The organism is Psychrobacter lutiphocae DSM 21542, from assembly GCF_000382145.1.
Lineage (GTDB): Bacteria > Pseudomonadota > Gammaproteobacteria > Pseudomonadales > Moraxellaceae > Psychrobacter > Psychrobacter lutiphocae.
Genome location: NZ_KB907656.1, coordinates 1 through 24,697, shown reverse-complemented (window position 1 = coordinate 24,697; position 24,697 = coordinate 1). Strand labels below are relative to the sequence as shown.

Below are 24,697 nucleotides of genomic sequence, written 5' to 3'. Positions count from 1 at the left end.
TTAAATCAAAGCTCTTTGCGACTTTGCCATTTTGCCAATTGAATACGAAACTTAACCCCCATCCCAAGAAAGGGCTCAGGTGGATTGAGACTGGGCATACCTGTCACATACTGGATGTCTGCTAAATCTTGTGAATCAGAACCAACTGCCAAGTCCGCCAAAAGCGTACCCGATACCGTACCCCAAGCCGCACCTACGCCATTATCACAAGCGCTGGCATACAGACCGTCTTCTAATTGACCAAAAAAATTGGTGAAGTTACGAGAAATGGCATACACCCCGCCCCAAGTGTGGGTTAACGGCACGTCAGCTAATTGCGGAAAACGAGCAGCAAAGGCTTGTTGATGCTGAGTGTTTACCCACTGCCGAGTTTGCTCACTGACGCTTTTGCCATATTTGGGCACATGCTTATAGGTATTACGAATCAAAATGCGCCTGTCTGCTGTCATCCGAAGCGTAGTGCCCGCATGATCTGCTGGGGTTAGCCCCCAATTTAATTCACCTTGATAGACTTGCATTTCGGCATCGGTTAACGGCCGTGTCCAACTGGCAAACGTCATCACCGGTAACAGACGGTTTTTAAGATAACCAAACTCTTTGGTAAAAATACTGGTGCCCAACAACAACTTAGGCGTCGTAATGCTGCCATTGTTTCCAGTTAGCAGCCACTGCCCATCCCTATGCGCTATACTTTGAATCGGTGACTGCTCAAGTAGTTCAACATTTTGGGGCAAGTTTTGTCCCATGCCCTGAACCAAAGCAGCTGGCTGCATCAGATACGAGCCGGGCGTGTGAATGGCACGGCTATAATACTCAGTACCGAGTACTTTTTTTAATTCCTCTTTTTCGACCCAGCGGTAAGGCTCGCCTAAGTTTTTCATTAACTGTTCAAAGTGCTCTAAATGCTTTTCACCACGCTCAGTCACTGCGCCTTGGTATTTACCTGATGCACTCCACTGACAGTCTATCTCATAGCGTTCGATTAAGCGTTGCAGCTGTGAGATGGCGATTCTATTTAGACTTAACAGCTTTTGCTTCAGCGTTTCATCTGGATGCTCTAATGAAAACTTATGAGGCAAATCAATAACAAAGCCAGAGTTACGACCCGATGCCCCTTCTGCGACACGCTGTGCATCGACTAGGATAATACGTGCGTTCGGTTTCAATTCTGCTAGACGCCGTGCTGCCGCCAATCCAGAAAAACCGACACCGATAATGGCATAGTCTGCCTGTTGTGCATCACGCAATTGAGTTGCTGGCTGTACTGGTGGCAATACTGAGTACCAACCACAGCTGTGGTCATCATGGGGTAAATTTATCATGTTCATGACACTGTCCTTATGTCTTTCTTAGCTATACCCTGATATGGTCAAAGCGGTCTAAAAGGGTGGCAAGGCAACTGAGCGTAAACACTACAAATGTAGGTTTAGCAAAGCACTGCCTTTAGTAGTTCGCTCACTATACTGTCAAACGCACCGCAATATTACGTGTCTGCACATAACTATAAATGGCTTCCTGCCCTTTTTCACGACCAAAACCAGACATACCCACCCCACCAAACGGCGTCTCCACACCACCAGCAAACCATTCATTGACAAATACCTGTCCGGCAATTAATTGGTTAGCAATGCGCAGCGTTTGGCTTAACCCTTCACCGAACACGCCAGCGACCAAGCCAAAGTCGGTACCATTGGCCATGGCAACCGCCTCATCTTCCTTAGCAAAAGGCATAATTACCAACACTGGACCAAATACCTCTTGTTGAGCAATGGCCATCTGATGCGTGGCTTCAATGATGGTCGGTGCCACAAAGTATCCAGCTCTATCAATGGCTTCACCGCCTGTCAAGATCGTTGCACCCTCTTGGCGTGCCTGATCTATTATTTGCAATATTTGTTGTTGCTGATGGCGTGAGACCACAGGCGTTAAGTCGGCATCTTCGAGACCATCACCTATGCTTAAGCTTTGCGCCAAATCAACCACAGCAGCTTTTACTTCCTCGTAACGACTGCGCTGGATGAGCAAACGTGACATGGCAGAACACACCTGACCGGCATTATAAAAAATGCCCACTTTGACGCTGGCAAGCAGAGTCTTTATATTGACATCTGCCAACGCAATGGCTGCTGACTTACCGCCCAGTTCCATCACGCAAGGGGTTGCCTGTGCTGAAGCATCTTTTAAGATTTGTTGCCCAGTGACAACTGATCCGGTAAACACTATCTGATTGGTGTTCGGATGTGTCACCAAGTGGTTGCCCACTTCTGAGCCTGTGCCACACAAAAGGTTAATTGATCCTGACGGAAAGCCAGCTTTGGCAATGGCTTTAATAAGTAGAGTAATGGCAAGCGGTGATATCTCAGGCGACTTGAGCACCACCGCATTACCAGCGGCCAAAGCAGGAGCTAACGAACGGGCGCAAATAGAGACTGGAAAATTCCAAGGAATAATCTGCACCGATACTCCCATCGGAATATATTGGGTAAAGTCGATATAATTTTTGCCAAGTGGCACAGAAATACCTTCAAGCTTATCGGCAATGCCAGCATAGTATTCAAAATAACGGGCTGACTCGATAAATTCATCACGCGCGGTGGCTAAGTTTTTGCCATTTTCTAAACACAATATTTGCGCCGCTTCATCTGCAATGTTTCGAATCTCTTCGGCTGCTTTTAATAGCCAAGTCACCCGCTGCGCTGGTCTGATATCAGATAACAAACCTTGACTGACACATCGACTGGCAGCGGCCATTGCCAAATCTGCCTCTTCAATGCCCGCTTGTGCGATAGTGGCATATACCTCATCGGTTGCTGGGTTCATCACCTGCAGCTGGCGGGCGCTATCACACCATTGGTCATCAATATAATTTAGATAATGTGGCATCTTAAGCATCTCCTACTAATGCGGCCTTGGCTTGTGTTGCCAACCAAGTTTGAAAAAAGTGAGTCGGTAAATCCATCTCTGGTGAGAACACGCCACCTCCAAAGCCTGGCGAATGCCGCCCTTTCTGTAAGCCTTCAACTGCGCTGATATCTTCACCAAATACCACCCGCCAAGACTCTAGTGTCGCTGTGCGACAGGCCGCATACTTATCTTCTGTAGAGCCATCTCCGACAAAATATAAACGCAGTTTTTCAATCGTTTTTTCCACACTAATGGGATCTATCATCATCGCAAACACATGATCGGCTTGAATGCCTAACAACACATTAGGGAATAAGGCGACATACTCAGCATGGCGCAATTTATCTTCTGGCCAATCTTCAAATTTTGGTAAATGGGTGCCTTGAGTGTCCGACAAGTTGTATTTATAACTGCCTTGACCAGCAAAGTGATCGGCAAACATGATGTTGTAATGATCTTCTAACTTTGAATAGGTATTTAAAGCAGGATGTACCCAAGGTAAATGATAAGCTTCACAGTAGTTTTCTACTGCTAATTTCCAATTACTTTTTACTTCAATTTCCAGCTCTTCTCCCATCTCAACATGGCGGATTTGATCTAGACCAGTTTCACCCCAAAATGGCTTCCAGCGTTGTAATAGCGGCTCAATATGAGTCTCAAAGGGCGCAGCATCGCCTGAAAGATTAACAAACACCATATCCATCCAAACCTTGGCACGTAACGCTTTAAGACCATGATCTTCACATCTAAAACGCTCATCTTTATGGTTGCCTACTCCGCCGATATGCGGCGTACCTTTTAAGCGACCATCCAAGTCATAGCTCCAAGAATGGTACGGACAGCGGATAGAACCTTGCACGATACCTTCTTGTTGCACCAGCTTCATCCCACGATGGCTACACACGTTATGAAAGGCTTGTACTTCACCTTGACGATTGCGCATCATCAACAGAGGTAAGCCCATAAAGTCGACGGGTTTAATATAGCCATTGGTTTTTAAGTCAGAGGCAAAACCAATACACACCCAAGTTTTACTTAGGATATGATCACGTTCAAAGGCAAAGTAATCTTCGCTGACATAAGCCTCGTTTGGCATGCCACTAGATTCCGTGATGGGATGTAACACACTTTCAATTTGTGTTAATGAGATGAGGTTTGCATTTTTATTTGGATTGATATTTGCATTGGCATTGGCATTAGCTTGGTTCATAAGTAGCTTCCCTGTCCTTGGTGGCTTGAGCCGTTAACTACTCTTCGCAATTAACGACCGTTGTTTGTGTCCATACTTTCTGTTTAGTTTGCTAGACAGGGAATGATTTAACAAACGACTTTTTTGCAGGTTATGCATGAGTTTTTATCATGCATAATATTGTTGTCATGCCTAACCTTGTTATCAGGTCGGGAGGATATTGTGATAAACACAACGCCCTAGACAGTGGTGAAGATAGACAGTTGTTAAGATCAGAAATAAACTTTTATCATAACAATTCATGCTCGGTCAGCACTTTGCGAGCAATACGAAAACATTCAACCCCTTGTGGCACACCGCAATAAATGGCAATGGCATGTATCGCTGCACGTATCTCTTCGACCGAGCAACCATTGGTAATGGCACCGTTTAAATGCAGCTCCCATTCATGCATCTTACCTAAGGCGGCTATCATGGTCAGGTTCATTAAAGAACGGGTTTTGACATCAATGGCCTCATCACCCCAACCAAATCCCCAGCACCATTCGGTCATCGCTTCTTGAAACGGACGGTTAAAGTCATCAGCCGCCTGTAAATTGTTGTCGACATACTCAGCGCCTAAAGTGGCTCTGCGTTTGCTTAATCCCAGTTCAAATCTTTGTTTATCCATGACATTTCCTTATGCTTAATTTGACCAATTCATTTGGTCTGTTTTGTGTTTGTTTAAACGGATTCATTAGAATCTGCGCCACTACGATTGATCTGTAAGCTCATTTTGCAGGCTTGATTGATATGTTTTTGACAAGCTTTAACCGCTGCCTTAGCATCACCTTTAGCAATCTTATCGATAATCTGTTGCAAATTATCCGGCCCCTTCTCCGCCCGCTCGGGCGTTGACAACGTCATAAATCTTAGCCGACCGATACGCCCATTTAACTTATCGCTCAACTCCCACGCTACCGTCATACCGGCATTAAAAAATAACAACTGATAAAATAGGCGCGCCTTTTGCATCGCTTGCGCCACATCACCGGCGGCTAATTGCTTACGAATTTGGCGTAGCTCATCTTGTAATTGGGCAATGATTGCTGGCGTTACCTGCTCGGCACATTGACGCACCGCTTCACATTCAAGCATGGCACGCAGTTGATAAATCTGACGAATCTCATCTTCTTCTAACACCGCCACTTGTGGGCCTGCTGTGGTCAAGGTGACCAAATGCTCGCTTTCTAAATGACGAATACATTCTCGTATCACAGTACGACTCACACCCAACTGCTCGCCCAAAGTACGTTCGACCAAGCGCTCTCCTGGTGCAAGCTTGCCGATCATAATGGCCATGCGTAAATGTTCAAGCGTGGTCTCTTTTAACGATTTTGGTTTTTCAATTTTTTCTAGCATCTGGCTTATTATCTCCTGCGCAACAGTCAGCTTCTTATTATTCGCTACTCATGGCTCAAGAATATAACGTGATTAAAAAAAAAGATAGCTATTATTTTAATATCGTATTATGGTATACCATCATACAAAAAAATAATCTGTCATAAACCAGCAAACTGGTATGTAAAATTAACCGTTATCAACCAGTTACTGCCAGACACACAATTAGCCAGGCACACAATTAGCAATCAAGTCGATGGAACGACGACACTCCCCACAAGGATAGTACTTATGTCACATTCAAATATAGAGCCACAACAACTACAGATTAGAAAAATCGTCAGCTTTGAAGAAGAAACCTTTATAGAAGGCTTTAAAGCCACAGACACCCCACTAAGAATGTTTGCAGTAGCCGCTGTGATTAAAAACCCTTGGGCTGGACGCTATGTGGAAGATTTAAAGCTTGAAATTCAAGCCTTTGGCCCGATACTTGGTGAGCTTTTGACCAGCAAGATAGTGGCACTTGCCGGCGGCGCGGATAAGATTCAAGCCTATGGTAAAGCTGCTGTGGTCGGATTAGATGGTGAGATTGAGCATGCCTCTGGCCTGATTCATACCTTACGCTTTGGCAACCATTATCGCCAGGCCTTATCCGCCAGCAGCTATCTGTCCTTTACCAACATCCGTGGCGCTGCCAACTCGCCAATCATGGTGCCGTTAATGGACAAAGATGATGTGGGTCGCCGCTCGCACTATTTGACCATCCAATTTGCGATTGCCGATGCCCCACGTGATGATGAAGTGGTTATCGTATTGGGTGGCGCTACCGGTGGCCGTCCGCATCATCGCATTGGTGATCGCTATCAAGACTTAAAAGACCTTGGTCATGATCTTGATAACCCAGCATCGGTATAAGGCACTCTTATGAAATGGACGCGCAAAATCTGCCAAGGATTGGCATATTACGACACCTCACCGACTCAGGCTGAATCTAAAGTTCAGCCTAATACTCTGGTTAAACCCCTAGCCCAACGTCCTGCCTTAGTGTTTATTCACGGGGTTGGGCTGCGTGCAGAAAGCTGGTATCAACAGCTTAACTTTTTTAGCACACATTACCGCTGCTATGCGGTTGATATGCCCGGACACGGCGAAAGCCCTTGCTTAGATAAAGCTAACTTGCAGTTAACCGACTTTGCCAGTGCGCTCACTGATTTTATTGACACGGTAACAGATCAACCCGTTATTTTAATCGGTCACTCTTTAGGGGCGATGACAGCACTACAAACGGCAATCAGTTATCAGCAACATTCTAAGCTTGTCAAATCCAGCAGCACGGCTAGCGTCAATACTGACAGCAACTCTAACTCGGACAACCCGCCTAATAAACTATGTGCCGTGGTTGCCCTTAATGCCATTTATCAGCGTCCTGAAACCGCTGCTCAAAAGGTACAACAACGTGCTGATTCACTGCTCAATGACATACAACAAAATGTGTCAGACTCTCCAATACAACGCTGGTTTGCCAATGAGCCTAACTATCAAACTCAAGCTGAGCTATGCCGGCATTGGCTAGATACTGGCAGCCATCTTGGCTATGCCAAAGCCTATCAAATGTTTGCCCATTTGCGTGGTATTGATGCCGCGGATCTGGCACAGATTGATATCCCTACTTTATTCATCACTGGTGAAGAGGATGCCAATTCCAGCCCGCAGATGTCATTAGCCATGGCCGATATTGTGCCCCACGCAAAGGCAGTGATTATCCCTCATGCCCGCCATATGGCACAAATGACCCATGCCGATGCGGTTAATCGGGCTTTGGCCAACTTTATTGCTGGTTGTCAGGGTAATTGTGATTAAACAAAGTGACAGACAAACCTGTATTGAAAAACAGTCAAGAATAAGCAGCAACACAAATAACGAAACGTACAATTTAAAATCGCAGTATCAAAAAAAGGGGTTGTTATGACCAATAAGCAGTTTGACCCAAAAGCATTACGTGCCGCCTTTGGCAGCTATATGACAGGCGTTACCGTCATCACCACCATGAGTGCAGAAGGTACCCCAATCGGCTTTACTGCCAATTCGTTTACCTCTGTGTCACTCGAGCCAGCACTACTTTCAGTATGCCCTGCCAAATCTCTATCAAGCTTTGATGTGTTTGCTAACTGTGAGCGCTTTGCGGTAAATATTTTAAGTGAAGATCAGCAGCACATCTCTAATATATTTGCTGGCTCAAAAGAAGACCGCTTTAGCCAAGTTGACTGGCATACTGATGAGCATGGCAACCCAGTGTTAGACGGGGTATTAACCCATTTTTCGTGTAAAACCCACAACAATATTGATGCTGGCGACCATATTATTCTAATCGGTGAGGTGCTTGACTTTGCCACTCGTGAAGGCTTGGGATTAGGCTATGCTTCAGGCGGTTATTTTAGCTTAGGTCTTGAGCGAGAAGCCGCTGAGATGAGCGCTCAACAACAGCAAGTCCATGTTGGCGTGATTATCGAGCATCAAGGCAAAGTACTGTTATGCACTGAAAATGGCAAATCCAGCCTGCCCTATACTTTAACTGATGACAACACCAGTGCGGTTGAAGCGGTCACTGCCTTATTGGCAGATAACAAGATACATGCCAAGCTTGGTGCGGTATTCTCTATTTATGACAATCCGAAAAACAACAACAGCTATATCTTTTATCGTGCATTTGCCGATTCAGAAGACATAGGCAACTTTAATAACACAACGGATAACCTTAATAACCCAGTAGACTCAAGCAGCCTTACTCACTATGTTGCCCTTGATCAGCTCAGCGCCCAAACCTATACCACCCCTGCGCTGGCGTCTATGATGATCCGTTATGCCGCAGAAAGTAAAAACGGCATGTACGGGGTGTATGTCGGTCACAATGACAGTGGCAAGGTACATTGATTCAAGCGAGACAGCTTCGGTCAAAAATAAAATAGTCAATAGTAAACCGCACATAGCATATAGAAACAACCACAGAACAAATTTTTCACAGTACTGAATATTAATTAGAAATTAGAAATTACAAGTTACAAGTTACAAGTTACAAGTTACAAGCAAGAGCTAACACAGCTATCACCAATACCTAAGGAGTGGGTTATGAAATTTTCATTATTTCTACACATGGAACGTCTTGATCAATCACAAAGCTACCAACAGCTACATGATGAATTTGTACAGCTGGCAAAAATGGCCGATACCGGTGGCATGCATGCCATTTGGACCGGAGAACATCACGGCATGGATTTCACCATCGCCCCCAATCCTTTTTTAAACCTAGTTGATCTGGCCCATCATACAAAAAATGTACGCCTTGGCACAGGCACCATCATTGCCCCATTTTGGCATCCAATCAAGCTGGCCGGTGAAGCCGCCATGTCCGATATTTTAACCCAAGGTCGCCTAGATTTGGGCATCGCCCGTGGTGCTTATAACTTTGAGTATGAGCGTTTGATGCCTGGCATGGATGCTATGGAAGCTGGCGGGCGTATGCGAGAGCTGGTACCTGCTGTGCAAAAACTATGGCAAGGCGATTACGTCCATGACGGCAAATACTCTCAATTCCCCGCCACCACCTCAGCGCCTAAACCTCTACAAGCTGGTGGTGTGCCAATGTGGATTGCTGCCCGTGATCCAAACAGTCATAACTTTGCGGTTGAAAATGGCTGTAATGTGCAAGTCACGCCGCTGTGGATGGGTATTGCAGAAATTGAAAGCTTAATGCAGCGCTTTCAAGATGCCAAAGCCAATCACCCTAAAGATAAAAATGGTAACGACACCAATCCTAAAATCTTACTGCTTCAACATACCTATGTCGGCAAAGACGAAGCTGATCTGGTTGAAGCCGCCAAATGTATCAGTCGTTTTTACTGCTACTTTGGCTCTTGGTTTAAAAATGAGCGTCCCATTCAGCAAGGACAGATTCAGCCGTTAAGCGAAGATGAAATGGCAAAAATGGAAATGTATGCGCCAGAGAAAATGCGTGAAAATATGCCGATTGGCACCCCAGATCAGGTCATCCGTAAACTCAAACATTATGAGCAGCTTGGCTATGACGAATTTGCTTTTTGGATTGACTCCAGCATGAGCTTTGAGCAAAAACGTGACTCTTTACGCCGCTTTATCGATGAGGTAATGCCAGCTTTTGCTTAGGCTATTTCAAAACACCCTAATAAAATAACGACCGTAACAACGGTGGAGACAACTCATGAGCAAACCTCATTACCAACTTTATATTAATGGCGAATGGTGTGACGGCAGCAGCCAGCAACGCATGGACAGCATCAACCCAGCAACCGGTGAAGTGTGGGCAACCTTTGCTTGTGCCAGCGCCGAAGATGTCGCACGTGCGGTCAGTGGTGCCAAAGCTGCGTTAGATCACCATTCGCAATGGGCACAGCTGACAGCAACCGAGCGTGGCAAACTGCTGTATCGCTTGGCTGAACTTATTGAACAAAATGCAGAAAAACTGGGCGAAATAGAAACCAAGGATAGTGGCAAACTGGCGCACGAAACCGTTGCCCAGACCCGTTATGTCAGCGACTACTACCGCTATTTTGCAGGGCTTGCCGACAAACTAGAGGGCGCCACCCTGCCGATTGATAAGCCAAATATGCACGTCTTTACCCGCCGTGAGCCCCTCGGTGTGGTGGCTGCCGTCGTACCTTGGAACGCCCAAATGTTCTTAACCGCAACCAAGCTAGGTCCTGCATTAGCGGCTGGTTGTACCGTCATCTTAAAAGCCTCTGAAATTGCGCCTTGCCCCATGTTTGCCTTTGCCGAACTGATTGAGCAAGCTGGCATTCCCAAAGGCGTGGTGTCTATTATCACTGGCGATGCTGGAAACTGCGCCATTCCGTTAACCAGCCATCCTGATATCGACAAGATTGCCTTTACCGGTGGGCCCGATGCCGCTCGTCACGTCATTCGAAACTCAGCCAACAACTTTGCTGTTACCAGCTTAGAGCTGGGTGGCAAATCACCAATTATTGTCTTTGACGATACAGACCTTGAAAGCGCTGCCAATGGACTGATTGCCGGCAACTTTGGCGCATCAGGACAGTCTTGTGTAGCTGGCTCACGTGGCTTTGTACAGCGCTCACTCCTGCCAGCGCTTATTGAGCGTATTGAGCAAAAAGCCAAATCGATTGTCATTGGCGACCCACTGCAACCTGACACCCATGTCGGACCTTTATGTACTCAGGCACAAATTGAGCGCATTAAAGACACCTTACGCAAAGCAGTGGCTCAAGGTGCAACCATTCGCTTTGGCGGTCAACCACCGCAAGATGAAACTCTGGCTGGCGGCAACTATTTTTGCCCAACCTTAGTTGAGTGCCCACACACTGAGATAGAAACCCAAACCGTTGAAATGTTTGGTCCTGTGATGTCACTGGTTGCCTTTGATACGGAAGAAGAAGCTATTGCTATGGCTAATGATAGCGACTATGGTCTAGGCTCTGGCGTCTTTACCCAAAACTTAGCCCGTGCCCATCGCATATCGCAAAAGATTCGCTCTGGTATTTGTTGGATTAATACCTATCGAGCCATCTCACCGATTGCACCATTTGGTGGTTACAATCAATCTGGCTACGGTCGTGAAGCTGGCAGTGAGTCGATACTGGCCTACACCCGCACTAAGACCACTTGGATTGATATCTCATCAACCCCCATGGCCAATCCATTTGTGATGCGCTAGTGGTTTAACGTCCCTGCAGCAGCTTTCTTAATTCTTTTGTCATATGATTGAAAAAACCTATCAAAAAAAGAATTTAATTTGTTTGATTAAAAGGCAACAAGTTTTTAGTATAAAAAGGTAACTGGTGTTTTTAAATTTTGTTGACATCAAAACTAGATATCTAGCATATCCAATAAACACGCCGCCCAAACGCTATATAAGGAAAAGATACCCCATGCGTAACTCAACATAACTTTTATTCAAGGATGAATACCATGACCAAACGCAAACGAATAAAGCATTTGGATATTAAAACCGAAGATTACGGATTTTATCGTAACTTTAGCAAAATTGTCACCGTCGCCTCCAAAATTGTCATCATGATGGTGGTAGTTTGGATTTTGAGCGATATCGAACGCTCGGGCGCTATCTTACAGACCATGAAAAACTGGTCGTTTACCCACCTCAACAGCTACTACATGTACACCACGGCTTTTTATGTGGTTGTGTGTTTGATTGTGGTGCTCTACCCTCCCTTTGGTAAAACCAAACTCGGCCCTGACCCTGATGGCAAGCCAGAGTTTTCTACTTTTTCATGGTTTTCCATGATTTTCGGTGCTGGTATTGGCATCGGAGTATTGACTTACAGTGCTGCTGAACCTATGTGGCATATGGCAAACAATCCGGATATTATCAAATCCAGAGATGCCATTATGAACACCCTTAATAGCAACAACATCGTATTACCTGAAGGCGCTGATGCCTTTGAATTCTATCAAGAGCAAGTCACTGCAAATGTATTGCCAGCGATGGATAATTTAATCGTGCCATATACCATGGATGCAGTTGAAAAGGCGTATCAGTGGTCATTCTTACATTGGGGCTTGCATGCTTGGGCTGTTTATTGCTTAGTTGGTATTAGTCTCGCTTATTTTAGTTATCGACGCGGCTTACCACTTACCATGCGCTCTGCATTAGCACCATTATTTGGCAAGACGTTAGAAGGTCCTATTGGTCATGTGGTTGATATTTGTGCAGTGGTTGCCACTATTTTTGGTATGTCACAAACCATTGGCTTAGGTTTAAGCTCATTTGTCTCTGGTCTATATAGCATCACTGGCTTTAGCTGGTTGGTAACCAATGTAGCCAATCCAGAGCCAAGCACTGGCGCACTATTGCTGTCTTTATTTATTGTTATGTTGCTATCAACCGCTTCAGCCTTATCCGGCGTCGGACGCGGGGTAAAATGGCTAAGTAATATGAATATGATACTCTCTTTTAGCTTACTAGCCTTCTTTGTTATATTCGGTGCAACTATGTTTGCTCTAGAGATGCTATTCAAAGGGACATTTAATTACGTCATACATTTACCAGCAATGGCACTATCAGTATGGGACCCCAAAACAGATCTAGGTGTGTGGCAGACGAGCTGGTCTGTCTTCTACTGGGCATGGTGGATCGCATTTGCACCTTTTGTTGGCATGTTCTTAGCACGTATTTCCAAATATCGTACCATACGTGAATTTGGTTTGATTGCCCTAGTTGCACCAAGTTTCATGCTATTTATATGGTTTGCGCTCATTGGCTCAACTGGTATTGATTTAGAGCTAAGCGGTGTCGCCCAAGGCAATCTGTTCAATGCTAGCTTAACAGCACAGTTATTTGAGATTTTGAATTATTTATTAACGCCTGCTATTGCTCAATTTGCCTCAGCGATGGTTGTATTGCTACTGTTAACCTATCAGGTAACCTCTGGTGACTCAGCCATTATCGTGGTAAACACTATTAACTCAGGTGGTGAAGTCGGCGTTGATAATGCCAACAAACACATCTTAGTTTGGGCTTTTATCTTAACCGCACTCATCGGGGCACTGTTACTAGCTGGTGGTTTTGATGCCATTACCTCAGCGATGATTGTGGCCGCCATTCCCTTCTCGTTAATTGCCACCTTAATGGGGATTAGCTTGCTGCGAGGCTTGATTTGGGATAGAACTCGACCTGATGAATAAACTTTAAAAAATAAATCTCTAGTTTAAAGAAAGTTGAGTCTTGTCATTGAGTACAGTGGCAAGTGTTCAACTCAACCAAGTTGGCGTATGTTGTTTTCTTAACTGACAGACAGCCATAGCCAAACAACTAATCACAAACCCTTAGCCCCTGCTCAAAGCACTGACTATATTTTTTGGCCATATCTATACGTCGCTCAGTATTGGGATGGGTGGACAAAAAGTCAGATAAACGGGTACTACTGATATCGACCTCAGTATCAGTATCTACTCTTATCTCTTGCTCTGTATTTGATCTGCTCTTATCAGCCTCCTCTACCTCTTGACTCACATAATCTTCCATACGGGTTAATATATTCACAAAAGCTTGAGGGTTTATACCAAGCTGCAACATCTTTTGAAAGGCATATTCATCCGCTTCGGTCTCATACTGGCGTGAGTAATGATTGGATACCAAAGCTGTGCCCAGACCTGTCGCCAGCTCACTAATACCATCTGGATTGCCCAACACCAAGATAACAATCATGGTGGTCAATGAGTTTTGAGTCAGCATCTCAAGGCTATGTCGCTTCTCAACATGCCCCATCTCATGTAGCAGTACGCTGTCAATCTCATCTGCATCATCGCTTAACTCAACAAACTTATCGGTTAATATAATATCGCCAGACGGCAAGGCAAACGCATTAGGCATACCAATGCCGGCTACCGACATATCTCGAAAATGTAGTTGATAATGAATATCTGGATTATCACTGACTGGCTGCAAGCGACTTTTAAAACGTGACACAATCTGCTGCTGCTGCGCCTCACTAATATTGGTCGGCCGCAAAAAGTACTGATCTATAAAATCCAGTGACTGCTTGCCAATAAACTCACCCATTTGCTGTGGTAATGCGTGCGCCACCAAATGACTGGTCCAAGGCAACCCCCACTTAGCAAAACCAAACACACAAACAATTGTCAGTAGCAACATAGTCAGCACACTACTCATTTTTGTTTCATGCTGATGCAACCATAAACTCCACTTTAACTGGTTGTTGCCACCCTGCCTAAGTAGCTGATCAACGCTATCATTATCTGGCGTGGTAAATAATGAACCATCTACCAAGGTTAGTTTACGCTCAGTATTGCCAAGACGATCACTAATACTCACTTGTGACCACTGACCACTTAGGGTATTGGCTTGCTCAAATGTAGCCGACTCGAGACGCAGCTGATAATTATCACCAGTTACCTCAAGCTGCGCCTGATATTGAGTCGAGCTGTCTTTTGGATACCACTTACCAGATATAATATGCATAATAGATTACTCAACTTTGGCCAGATGGTTATATTGGCTAAATAGCAATATTGATATCAATATCTAACACATCACCAATTTCTTCGCCTATCGCTGACTGCTCATTTTGCTTATTAGTCAAATACTGATTGATATCCATATCATCAGCATCAATCCAAGTGTTGTCTGCCAGATATTGTGCCACCCGCACCTTAGCCCAAGGTGTCGCCAAACCAGCACTAAATAACACCAACAACATATTGGTTATCAGTACCACAAAATAGCTTTTTGCCGCCACTGTTGACTTAAAGTGAATACGCTCATCTAAAGTCGTATTGGCAAAAATATACTGGCGTTGACGGCTATAACTATAAGCTGCGATAAATAATGATGCCGCGATAAAACCAAAATAAGCAATCATAAAGCCAAAGATAAAACCAAACATAGCTAACACATTTTCTGGATCATCAATACTGCCTGCAACAACAGAGCCAAAAATCAAACCAAAAATCAGAACAAACACCCCCACTGTCGCCATAGCAATCAGCCCTGTTTTTAAAGCAATCTTAGCAAATGTTTTGGTATCGACATCGATCAAAAAGCGACCTTGACCAAACTTGGTATGTCCGATTTGGTATTCGGTAGATTTTTTGATAAACAATCCAGCCATATACACTGACAAAACCAACGCAAAGATACTTGCCAAAATAAATACCAGCACTCCTATTGGGCTAAAGTCTGTACTGCCCGATATTCCCGAAAATCCGGTCATACTACCAAAGCCAATAACTATCAAGCCTATTACTGCCAGATACCCTAATATAGGCAAGAGCATATAGACAAAATAGGCAGTTTTTAGCTGTCCAATAAAGCCAAAGCGTACGTTACTAAAACTGGTCATACGCATATTAAACTGTAAGCTTCGCCAGACAATCCAAGGTATCACTGCAAATAAAACAATGGGTAAGATAATACTGGCGGCAGGCACAATAAAACTGATAACTTGAATAACGATAAGGATCACCACACCGATTAAATAACCCAAAAATAACTGCTTGCCTGTGGCGTGATAATCAAAGAAGCGACCAGCATATTCAGTATTGGCATAGAAGTATCTGCGCGTACGTACTTTTGCCCAAGGGTAATAAATACCAAAAGTGACAATGGACAATAAAACATTAACAATCCAAATTTTAAAATACTCGTCGCCGCTTCCGTTAAATTTTACTTGTTTCATACTGTCCATAGAGCCAAATTTCCATTGATTTTATTTTTAAATTTTAATTCTTCTAGGTGTATAAATATTAAATAATTATAAAAAAGCATTATAGATTATCAGATTAAAGATATCTAATATTATTTGGATTTTTTAAATACATTTTATTGAGAAATTACACGACAATCTTTGTCGCATATGACAGATTAACCTCTTGTTCGTTGTTATATATCAAGGTATGCTTAATTCATAGTTTGATTAATAACTGTATGTAAGATTGATGTCTATATTAAGGATGATGGTTGATTATGTTGGATTTAGATAAAGACAGTACCTTTGCACAAAGCTCTCAGCAATTTATTGCCCATGTACGCCAAGTGGACGGTGCTATTCAGCCTTTATACGATCACCTAACTGGCACAGCTCAGATAGCTAAAAAACTAGCAACCAAAATAGGCCTTCCCCTATCTGGTGAGTTGATTGGTTTAGTTCATGATTTAGGCAAATACAGTGAGGCATTTCAGACCTATATAAGAAATAGCGTTGTCTATGATAATTACAAAGACTTAGGGCTAGATGCAGATGAAGAGGCTGAAATTTTAACTAAAGGTAAACCCAAACGTGGTTCAGTAGATCACTCTACGGCTGGTGGGCAATTTCTCTTCAGCTATATTCAAAAACTTCAGTCTAATAATAGTCATTTACAACCTGAGCAATGGTATTTATTAGGACAAATATTATCTATATGCATTTTTTCTCATCATAGTGGCTTAATTAATATCATAGATAAAAGTGGTAATAGAGTTTTCCAAAAACGACTCCAAAAAGAAAACAAATCTTCTCACGTACTTGAATGTATAAGTTCTATGGAATTAGATATAAAGACAACTACGTTGAGCCTTATTACTAATATTTTTAAATCAGAAGTACCTAGATTAGTTCAAACATATGACGACAAATATTTAGATAGTAAAAAAATAGCAGAGTTTAACTTAGGTTTTTATACTCGACTACTTTTTAGCTGTCTTATTGATGCAGACCGTAGCAACAGCATCGCTTTTGAAAATCCAAGCCAACGCCATTTACTAGACTATCAACGTCCTGATTGGCAATTGGCCATTGATAAGGTCGAAGATCTCTATCAAAGCTTTGCCAGTCAATCCAAAGGCAAGCCGATTAGCCCTATTAACAAACAACGCAATCGTATTGCTAAAACTTGCTATGACGCAGGGAAAGGTGAACAAGGGATTTATACGCTTACTGTGCCAACAGGCGGTGGTAAAACACTTGCCAGCCTACGTTTTGCGGTACAACATGCTAAGCGCCACAACCTTGATCGTATTGTTTATATCATTCCTTTCACCAGTATCATTGAGCAAAATGCTCAAGAAGTACGAGATATTTTGGAAGAAAAGTTGCCCAACGGCAGTTATGTGGGTGACTGGGTCTTAGAACAACACTCTAACCTTGAGCCTGATGTGCAAACTTGGCAAAGCAAACTGATTATGGATAACTGGAATGCACCAGTTGTGTTTACGACCATGGTGCAATTTTTAGAAAGCTGTTTTGGCGGTGGCACCAAAGGGGTTAGACGCCTACATCAGCTTAGCCGAGCTGTGCTTATCTTTGATGAGATACAAACCTTACCTATTAATTGTTATTACTTATTTTGTAATGCGATTAATTTTTTGACCCAATATGCCAACACAACTGCTGTGTTATGTACAGCAACCCAGCCTGTGCTTGATAAGCTCCCTCAAAGTCATAAAGGCAGTCTCAACCTTAAAGAAAATTATGAAATAACAGGTAATAAAAGTAATTTACATGAGATGTTTAATGCCTTAGAGCGGGTTGATATTTATGATAAAACAACCGCATCAGGTAAAAACTTAGCAGAGATGAGTGAGTTTATTGGTCAAAAGTTTCTTATATCAAAAAGCACTCTAGTCATTGTTAATACTAAAATATGGGCAAAAAACCTGTATTTAACATTAAAAAATAAGGATGAACTATCAGAGGCTAAGATTTATCATTTAAGTACCGCACAGTGTGCAAAACATCGTAAGACTCTTTTAAATGAAATACGCCAACGCTTAGATAGCAAGCTACCAACCTTAGTTATCTCAACCCAGCTCATTGAAGCAGGTGTTGATATCTCATTTTCTACAGTCATACGTTTCTTAGCTGGACTAGACAGTATCGCTCAAGCAGCAGGAAGATGTAATCGGCATGGTGAGATGGTAGATCAATCGAACACGCCTATTAAAGGCAATGTATATATAGTCAATCCTGATAAAGAATCACTAGGTTCATTACAAACTATTAAAGTTGGTAAAGAACGCACCCAGCTTATTCTTAACCAACTAAAAAACAATCCAACAAAGAAAAGTCTATTACACCCTGACTATATGACACAGTACTTCTCATATTTTACACAGCATGAAGACATCATGCGTTTTATGAGTTATCCAACCGATGAAAGCGGTAAGCCCACTAAAGATGGACGTAGTAGCTACAGTATTCTAAACTGGCTTAGTGACAATGAATCAAATCCAAGCGCCTTAAATCGAGTACGTGACACTAAGGCATTATCACCACTACTATCACACTCTTTTATGGAAGCAGGTCAGGCATTTAAAGCTATTGATGCACCTACTCAATCCATTATCGTACCGTATGCTGGTGGAAAAGAGTTAATAACTGACTTACTAAATAAGAGCTTTGTTGATGCTGACTTCTATAAAATACTAAAAAAGACACAACAATATACCGTAAACGTTTTTTCAAAAGACTGGGAGGCTATTCGTCAAGTCCGCAAGGAGATCTTAGATACAGGAATCTATGTACTACCATTGGAGTCTTATTACGATGAAGAGTTTGGTTTGAATACTGAAGGTAATAGTACATCAGAGTGCAGTATTCTTTAAACACCTTCAAAGTCTATGATGGCAATAAAAAAAATTAAGGATATAATATGGCTAAAAACAGTATTGAATTTTTATTAACAGGGCGCAATGCCTTATTTACTGACCCGATTACACGAATCGGTGGTGAAAAAACCAGCTATCACTTACCCACATACGAAGCTCTAAAAGGCGTATGTAAAAGTATATATTGGAAACCCACATTGATCTGGTATATCGACAAGGTTCGAGTTATCAACCCCATTCGTACCCAAACCAAAGGGGTTAAGCCCATTAAATATCATAGTGATGGCAATGATTTGGCTTATTATACTTATTTACATGATGTGGCTTACCAAGTCCAAGCCCATTTTGAATGGAATATGCACCGCCCAGAGCTAGAAGCTGATCGTATTGATGGTAAGCACTATAGTATTGCCCAGCGTATGCTTGAAAAAGGAGGGCGTCAAGATATTTTTCTGGGTACAAGAGAGTGTCAAGGCTATGTTGAGCCATGCGAGTTTGGTAGTGGAGTCGGTGCTTATGATGAGTTAGATGAGTTAAGTTATGGCACTATGTTTCATAGCTTTGCTTATCCTGATGAAACAGGTATCGATGAGTTGCACGCAAGGCTATGGCAACCCACAATGAAGCATGGCGTCATTGAGTTTATCAAACCCTCTGATGACTTAGAACAAGATGCAATCAATGGACTGCCTAATCAGTTTATACGTAAGATGACTGCCAAAACGTTTGAACTTGATAGTAATATACAAAACGTAAATCAAACGCAGGAGGCAATATGAGTTGGTTACAACATCTATATGATACCTATGAACAGGCTCAGAGTACGGATTTAACTAATGATGTCGCCTTACGTCCATACTACCATATCTATAAAAAATCAGAAATTATTATCACTTTAAATGAAAGTGGTGAGTTTATATCGGCAGAATATATTACTGTAGATAATAAGCCGACTTCTGAAGCAAGAATTATACCTGTTACTATAAAGTCCTCATCTCGTACAAGTGGCATAGCTGCACACCCTCTTTGTGATGAATTTAAGTACATAGCAGGAGATTATGAGAAATATGGTGGGAAATCCAACAAACTAGCATTTGATGCATATGTCAACTTACTTTCTAATTGGGTAGAACTTGATAATAAGTCGATCTTGCCTAAAGCAGTTCTTCATTACGTTAAAAAAGAAACACTACTACATGATTTAAAAAATCATCCAAACAGCCATGTATCTGATATTTTCGACAATAATAATATCCTTATTAAACCAAAATATATTACCCTTTGGAGAATTCAACCAAGTGATGGCAGCCCATTAATTGAGTCATGGTCACCTCATAATGAAGATCTTTTTAAAAGTTGGCAAAAAGTTTGTGAAGCCTTAGAAGGCACAATGGCTTTGTGTTATGCAACTGGTGAAACATTAAAAGTAACGACAACTCATTCTAAAGGTTTCTTAAATGGTGAGCATGGTGCGAAACTAATTTCATCTAATGATGCAACAAATTATACTTTCCGAGGAAAGTTTACTGATGATGGAAAGGGGGATGTTCTTCAAGCAGCAAACATCAGCGAGTTATACTCTGACAAAGCACATGCAGCACTTGAGTGGCTGTTAAAGCGACAAGGTTATAATAATGATGGATTAGGTATCGTTGCATGGGCAGCTACAGATAAAAAAGTCGTTCAGCCTATTATTAATCCAGTAGAAGAGTTAGGAACTTTTGACCTAACTCAATTAGACAACCAAAAGAAAGATAACAACGAGAATATTTTTAAAGATATCAGTCAAAATTTAGGGCTACATCAAGGACAAATCTTCCGCAACTATCTATACGGTTATTTCAAAAAATTAGACGATGCAGATATTAAGCAGTTATCGGTTATTTCGTTGGCCGCCTCAACAACTGGAAGGGCGGCAATTACCTATTACCGGCAGACCAGCCCTAAAGATTATTATAACAACCTGATTGACTGGCATACACAGTTTAGCTGGTACATGCCTTTTAAAATAGATGAGGGCATTCACTATATTGTGCTATCACCCAGTCTGTATAAGTTATCACTAGTTCTATATGGTCGTAAATCGACAGACTCAGTTAAAAAACAAAGGCGTCTACTGTATCAGCGCTTACTACCCTGCATTGTCGACGCAAGTCCTTTCCCAATAGATATCATCAATAGTTGCTATCAAAAAGCCATTAATCCCTATCACGACCGTGCTGGTGATAGCAGTGTAAAACATTTTACTAAAGTTAAACTATGGCACGAAGATATCACCATATTCTGTGCTATTTATCGAGGCTTTTTACATCGTAACCAAAAACGGAGTGTTAGTGTGAATTTAGACAACAATAATACCAATCGAAGTTATTTATTTGGTCGACTACTTGCTGTGGCGAACCATATAGAAGAGTTAGCGTTACAGCTTGCTCGTGAACCACGACGTCCTACTAATGCCTTTAAGTATATGCAGCGCTTTACACAAAAGCCCAGCCAAGTATGGATGATGATACGTACTGAGTCTCTACCACCGTATCAAAAGCGTTTAATCAGTCGAGTACCTCCGTTAGAATCGGCATATATGCGACTGATTCAAGATATAGAAGCATTGCTAACAAATAATGAAGAGTTCACTAAAGACGATCGCTTAGACCCCGATTTTTTACTGGGTTATGATCTACAATCAAAGTGGCTACGAGAACATAAACTAGTAAAAGGTAAATGGGTATTAAAAGAAAATAAAGACGACACAGGTGAGGTTTCTATCGGGGACCTAACTGATGAAGAATTAATCTTTGATTAACTTACTATTATAAATAAGGAATCCATATGACAACGCCAATCAACAATAAAATCGACTTTGCTTTAATCATTGAAGTTAACAACGCCAACCCAAATGGCGACCCTTTAAACGGCAACCGTCCACGTACTGATTTTGCCGGTAATGGCGAAATTACGGATGTTTGTCTTAAGCGCAAAATTCGTGATCGTTTGCAAGAGTCAGGTGAAGATATCTTTGTTCAGTCTGATGAAAAAAAGACAGACGGTATTACCAGCCTTAAAAACCGAGCCTACGATGAAGAAGTCGGTTTAGGAAAAAATGCCTTTGAAGCCAATAAAAAAGAGAATATCGAAGCTAAACGCGATGAAACTGCTCAAAAAGCCTGTGATAAATGGTTTGATGTGCGTGCTTTTGGTCAAGTATTCGCTTTTAAAGCAGATACCAAAGGTGCAGATGGCGTATCCATCCCCATTCGTGGCCCTGTTACCATTCAATCTGCGTTTAGTTTAGAACCTGTTGATATCACCAGTACTCAAATTACTAAAAGCGTCAGTGGTGAAGGTGATGGTACCAAAAAAGGCAGTGATACTATGGGCATGAAACACCGTGTCGATAAGGGTATCTATGTGACTTATGGCGCAATCACCCCGCAATTGGCCGAGCGCACGGGCTTTAGTGATGAAGACGCACAAAAGCTAAAAGCCATTTTACCAAAACTATTTGAAGGCGATGCGTCATCCGCTCGCCCTGAAGGCAGTATGCAAGTCAAAAAAGTTATCTGGTGGCAACATGGTAGTAAGTCAGGTCAGTATTCATCCGCTAAAGTGCATCGTAGTTTAAAAGAGTTATTAGATAATGAAGGTAACTTTGATGAAGAAGCTTTAAAGAAAGCTTTGGATGGTTTAGAGCCTGAGATTATTGAAGGGTTTTAATTCACATGCAAACCCTCTACCTATCACGCTTACAGCACTATCTATTTTGTCCGCGTCAATTTGCGCTGATAGAGCTTGAGTGTGCTTGGGAAGAAAATATCTTTACTGCCGAAGGGCAAGTCATGCACGAAAAAGTCAACAGTGGTGGTCATGACACACGTGGTGCCATTAAGACAGTGCGTACCTTGCCCCTTGGTCACAAAACACTTGGACTTGAAGGTGTCGCCGATGTGGTCGAATATCACACAAGCGATAAGGGTATCCAGATCCCCTATCCAATCGAATACAAACGTGGGCGACCAAAATCACACCGAGCAGATGAAGTACAATTATGCGCTCAAGCCTTATGCTTAGAGGACATGCACAATTGTCAGGTTCCTGAAGGCGCCCTATTTTATGGCAAAACGCGTAGACGCCATACCGTCACCTTTGATGACGAATTACGTCAGCTCACATTAGATGCCATTAACGACTGCCTTCATATTATCGAAACAGGGCACACACCTAAACCCAGTTATAGCACCAGTAAGTGCCGTAACTGTTCGCTAAAAGATAGTTGTCACCCCAAAATCTTTAACAAAAACGCCAAAGCTTGGCTCAACCAATACATCACTCAAAGTTTAACAGACAACTCAAATGACTAAATGATTAGGGACACGCCTTAGCGCTACCCAAAGGACAGCAGATGCGACCCCTTAAAAATACCTTATTTGTGCAATCCCAAGGCGCTTGGCTGAATAAGCAAAGCGAGAATATAGTCATGAATATCGACTACGAAGTTAAAGGACGTGTACCTATTCATAAGCTAAACTCAATCGTCTGCTTTGGACAGGTATCCATATCCCCTGCTCTTATGGCACATTGCACCGAGAACGGCATTACTATCACTCACCTCAATCGATATGGCAAATTTCAAGCCCGCATCGAGGGCGCCGTCAGTGGCAATGTCTTACTCCGCCGTGAGCAATATCGCATCAGTGATGACCCCATACGCACACAAACCATTTGCCATAGCATCGTATTGGGTAAAGTACATAACCAACGCCAAGTGATACGCCGTTATCTACGTGATTATAAATCAAGCTTACCTGTCTCTGTCACAAAACAGCTTGAGCTGGCACAAACACGCTTACGTCATGGACTTGCTCATATTGTTGCTACCGAAAATCTAGCTGACCTTCTAGGCCGTGAAGGTGAAATGGCCAGCTATTATTTTTTTGTATTTCCACACTTTATTCGTCAAGATGACTTCCGCTTTGTAACGCGCACTCGCAACCCTCCTACCGATGAAGTCAACGCCCTACTCTCCTTTACCTATACCCTAATGACACACGAATGCCGAAGTGCATTAGAAACGGTAGGACTTGATCCTGCTTGTGGATTTTTTCATCAATTGCGCCCTGGACGACCCTCTCTTGCGCTTGATCTGATTGAAGAGTTTCGTCCAATGTTAGATCGGTTTGTACTGTCTTTAATTAATAAAAAACAACTGGCAACCACAGATTTTAAACAAGAAGAAAATGGTGCGGTCAGACTAAAAGATGACGCACGGCAAGTATTTTTAAAGGCATGGCATGAGCGCAAACAGCAACCCATTTATCATGAATGGTTTGAAGAAAGTGTGCCTTTTGGACTACTTCCTCATCTACAAGCAATAATAATGGCTCGCCATATCCGCGGTGACATAGATACTTATATTCCTTTTTTATGGAAATAAAAACTTTCACAATCCAGTTATATAATCAATATTTAGAACGCTGAGTCAGCCTACTAAATATCGCCATGATTTATTGCAAATCGTTTGCTATGTGACAACTAATAAAATAATAGTAAAAAAAAGATATAGAGAAAAAGTTATGATGGTACTTGTGACCTACGATATTAGTACGGCAGATGCAGGTGGTGCCAAAAGGTTAAGACATATCGCCAAAAACTGTCTTAATTATGGACAACGTGTACAATACTCTGTGTTTGAAATAGAAGTGAACCCTGCCCAATGGACAACTCTTAAAGCAACGCTTGAGAAGATTATCGACCCAAAAACAGACAGTCTGCGCTATTATTACCTTGGCAAAAACTGGCAACGCAGAGTAGAACATATCGGTGCAAAACCTGTGTTAGACTTAAATGATGTGCTGTTGTTTTAAACTTTCCCTAAGTTTTTAGTATACTAGTGGCTGTTATAAGGCCACTGCGAACCTATAGCGTACATAAAATCCCTAGGATATTCGCAATCGATTCGCAAACTATTTAACAACTTGATTTTATTAACTTTATTTTTTAACTTTAACAGTTTGGTAAATAAACTATTTGCCAAATCTGCCTTATAATAGAGACTCGCAAATTTAAGGGATTTTTTTCAACCTTATCTGTAA

Annotated in this window: 20 protein-coding genes; 13 read left to right on the top strand and 7 right to left on the bottom strand. The window is 42.4% G+C overall.

Annotation, left to right across the window (positions count from 1 at the left end):
* Positions 1-5: 5 nt before the first annotated feature.
* The 5 genes from H140_RS0111265 to H140_RS14560 all read right to left on the bottom strand — a co-directional run bounded on the left by H140_RS0111265 (position 6) and on the right by H140_RS14560 (position 5,494).
* Complete coding sequence (locus tag H140_RS0111265) at positions 6-1,322, bottom strand: NAD(P)/FAD-dependent oxidoreductase (RefSeq protein WP_026349049.1); 1,317 nt, start codon at positions 1,320-1,322, stop codon at positions 6-8.
* A gap of 136 nt (positions 1,323-1,458) precedes the next feature.
* Positions 1,459-2,883 (bottom strand): aldehyde dehydrogenase family protein, encoded by a 1,425-nt coding sequence (locus H140_RS0111260; RefSeq protein ID WP_019673761.1) that lies wholly within the window; start codon positions 2,881-2,883, stop codon positions 1,459-1,461.
* A gap of 1 nt (position 2,884) precedes the next feature.
* Positions 2,885-4,114: an aromatic ring-hydroxylating oxygenase subunit alpha gene (locus H140_RS0111255; RefSeq protein WP_019673760.1), complete on the bottom strand. Its 1,230-nt coding sequence runs from the start codon at positions 4,112-4,114 to the stop codon at positions 2,885-2,887.
* Positions 4,115-4,382: 268 nt separating this feature from the next.
* Positions 4,383-4,763 (bottom strand): carboxymuconolactone decarboxylase family protein, encoded by a 381-nt coding sequence (locus tag H140_RS0111250; protein WP_019673759.1) that lies wholly within the window; start codon positions 4,761-4,763, stop codon positions 4,383-4,385.
* Between the two features lie 53 nt (positions 4,764-4,816).
* Positions 4,817-5,494, bottom strand: a complete 678-nt coding sequence (locus tag H140_RS14560) for a GntR family transcriptional regulator (RefSeq protein WP_019673758.1) — start codon at positions 5,492-5,494, stop codon at positions 4,817-4,819.
* A 270-nt stretch (positions 5,495-5,764) separates the two neighbouring features.
* Between H140_RS14560 and H140_RS0111240 the strand changes: the two genes are divergently transcribed.
* The 6 genes from H140_RS0111240 (at position 5,765) to H140_RS0111215 (ending at position 13,186) form a co-directional block, all read left to right on the top strand.
* Positions 5,765-6,388 carry an amino acid synthesis family protein gene (locus tag H140_RS0111240; RefSeq protein ID WP_019673757.1) on the top strand — a complete coding sequence of 208 codons (624 nt, stop codon included), beginning with the start codon at positions 5,765-5,767 and terminating at the stop codon, positions 6,386-6,388.
* A 9-nt stretch (positions 6,389-6,397) separates the two neighbouring features.
* Positions 6,398-7,333 carry an alpha/beta fold hydrolase gene (locus tag H140_RS14555; protein ID WP_019673756.1) on the top strand — a complete coding sequence of 312 codons (936 nt, stop codon included), beginning with the start codon at positions 6,398-6,400 and terminating at the stop codon, positions 7,331-7,333.
* A 105-nt stretch (positions 7,334-7,438) separates the two neighbouring features.
* Positions 7,439-8,404, top strand: coding sequence for a flavin reductase (locus H140_RS0111230; RefSeq protein WP_019673755.1), 966 nt, complete (start codon positions 7,439-7,441; stop codon positions 8,402-8,404).
* A 195-nt stretch (positions 8,405-8,599) separates the two neighbouring features.
* A complete protein-coding gene (locus tag H140_RS0111225) occupies positions 8,600-9,652 on the top strand; it encodes an LLM class flavin-dependent oxidoreductase (RefSeq protein ID WP_019673754.1) in 1,053 nt (350 codons plus the stop codon).
* Between the two features lie 55 nt (positions 9,653-9,707).
* On the top strand, positions 9,708-11,198 hold the full coding sequence (locus H140_RS0111220; protein WP_019673753.1) for an aldehyde dehydrogenase: 1,491 nt from the start codon (positions 9,708-9,710) through the stop codon (positions 11,196-11,198).
* Between the two features lie 254 nt (positions 11,199-11,452).
* Positions 11,453-13,186 carry a BCCT family transporter gene (locus H140_RS0111215; protein ID WP_019673752.1) on the top strand — a complete coding sequence of 578 codons (1,734 nt, stop codon included), beginning with the start codon at positions 11,453-11,455 and terminating at the stop codon, positions 13,184-13,186.
* Between the two features lie 127 nt (positions 13,187-13,313).
* Here H140_RS0111215 and H140_RS0111210 read toward each other — a convergent pair whose 3' ends face one another.
* A complete protein-coding gene (locus tag H140_RS0111210; RefSeq protein WP_019673751.1) occupies positions 13,314-14,483 on the bottom strand; it encodes a M48 family metallopeptidase in 1,170 nt (389 codons plus the stop codon).
* Positions 14,484-14,520: 37 nt separating this feature from the next.
* Positions 14,521-15,699 carry a YjgN family protein gene (locus H140_RS0111205; RefSeq protein WP_156819173.1) on the bottom strand — a complete coding sequence of 393 codons (1,179 nt, stop codon included), beginning with the start codon at positions 15,697-15,699 and terminating at the stop codon, positions 14,521-14,523.
* A 287-nt stretch (positions 15,700-15,986) separates the two neighbouring features.
* Here H140_RS0111205 and H140_RS0111200 point away from each other — a divergent pair, with 287 nt between their 5' ends.
* From H140_RS0111200 to cas2, 7 genes are all read left to right on the top strand, one after another.
* Positions 15,987-18,605, top strand: coding sequence for a CRISPR-associated helicase/endonuclease Cas3 (locus H140_RS0111200; protein ID WP_019673749.1), 2,619 nt, complete (start codon positions 15,987-15,989; stop codon positions 18,603-18,605).
* A 47-nt stretch (positions 18,606-18,652) separates the two neighbouring features.
* Positions 18,653-19,387 (top strand): type I-C CRISPR-associated protein Cas5c, encoded by a 735-nt coding sequence (gene cas5c, locus H140_RS0111195; protein WP_019673748.1) that lies wholly within the window; start codon positions 18,653-18,655, stop codon positions 19,385-19,387.
* Positions 19,384-21,411, top strand: a complete 2,028-nt coding sequence (gene cas8c, locus H140_RS0111190) for a type I-C CRISPR-associated protein Cas8c/Csd1 (RefSeq protein ID WP_019673747.1) — start codon at positions 19,384-19,386, stop codon at positions 21,409-21,411. The genes cas5c and cas8c overlap by 4 nt, the downstream gene beginning before the upstream one ends.
* 26 nt (positions 21,412-21,437) lie before the next feature.
* On the top strand, positions 21,438-22,322 hold the full coding sequence (gene cas7c, locus H140_RS0111185) for a type I-C CRISPR-associated protein Cas7/Csd2 (protein WP_019673746.1): 885 nt from the start codon (positions 21,438-21,440) through the stop codon (positions 22,320-22,322).
* A 5-nt stretch (positions 22,323-22,327) separates the two neighbouring features.
* Complete coding sequence (gene cas4 / locus H140_RS0111180) at positions 22,328-22,966, top strand: CRISPR-associated protein Cas4 (protein ID WP_019673745.1); 639 nt, start codon at positions 22,328-22,330, stop codon at positions 22,964-22,966.
* A gap of 41 nt (positions 22,967-23,007) precedes the next feature.
* Positions 23,008-24,039, top strand: coding sequence for a type I-C CRISPR-associated endonuclease Cas1c (gene cas1c, locus H140_RS0111175; RefSeq protein WP_019673744.1), 1,032 nt, complete (start codon positions 23,008-23,010; stop codon positions 24,037-24,039).
* 139 nt (positions 24,040-24,178) lie between these two features.
* A complete protein-coding gene (gene cas2, locus H140_RS0111170) occupies positions 24,179-24,469 on the top strand; it encodes a CRISPR-associated endonuclease Cas2 (RefSeq protein WP_019673743.1) in 291 nt (96 codons plus the stop codon).
* Positions 24,470-24,697 lie beyond the last annotated feature (228 nt).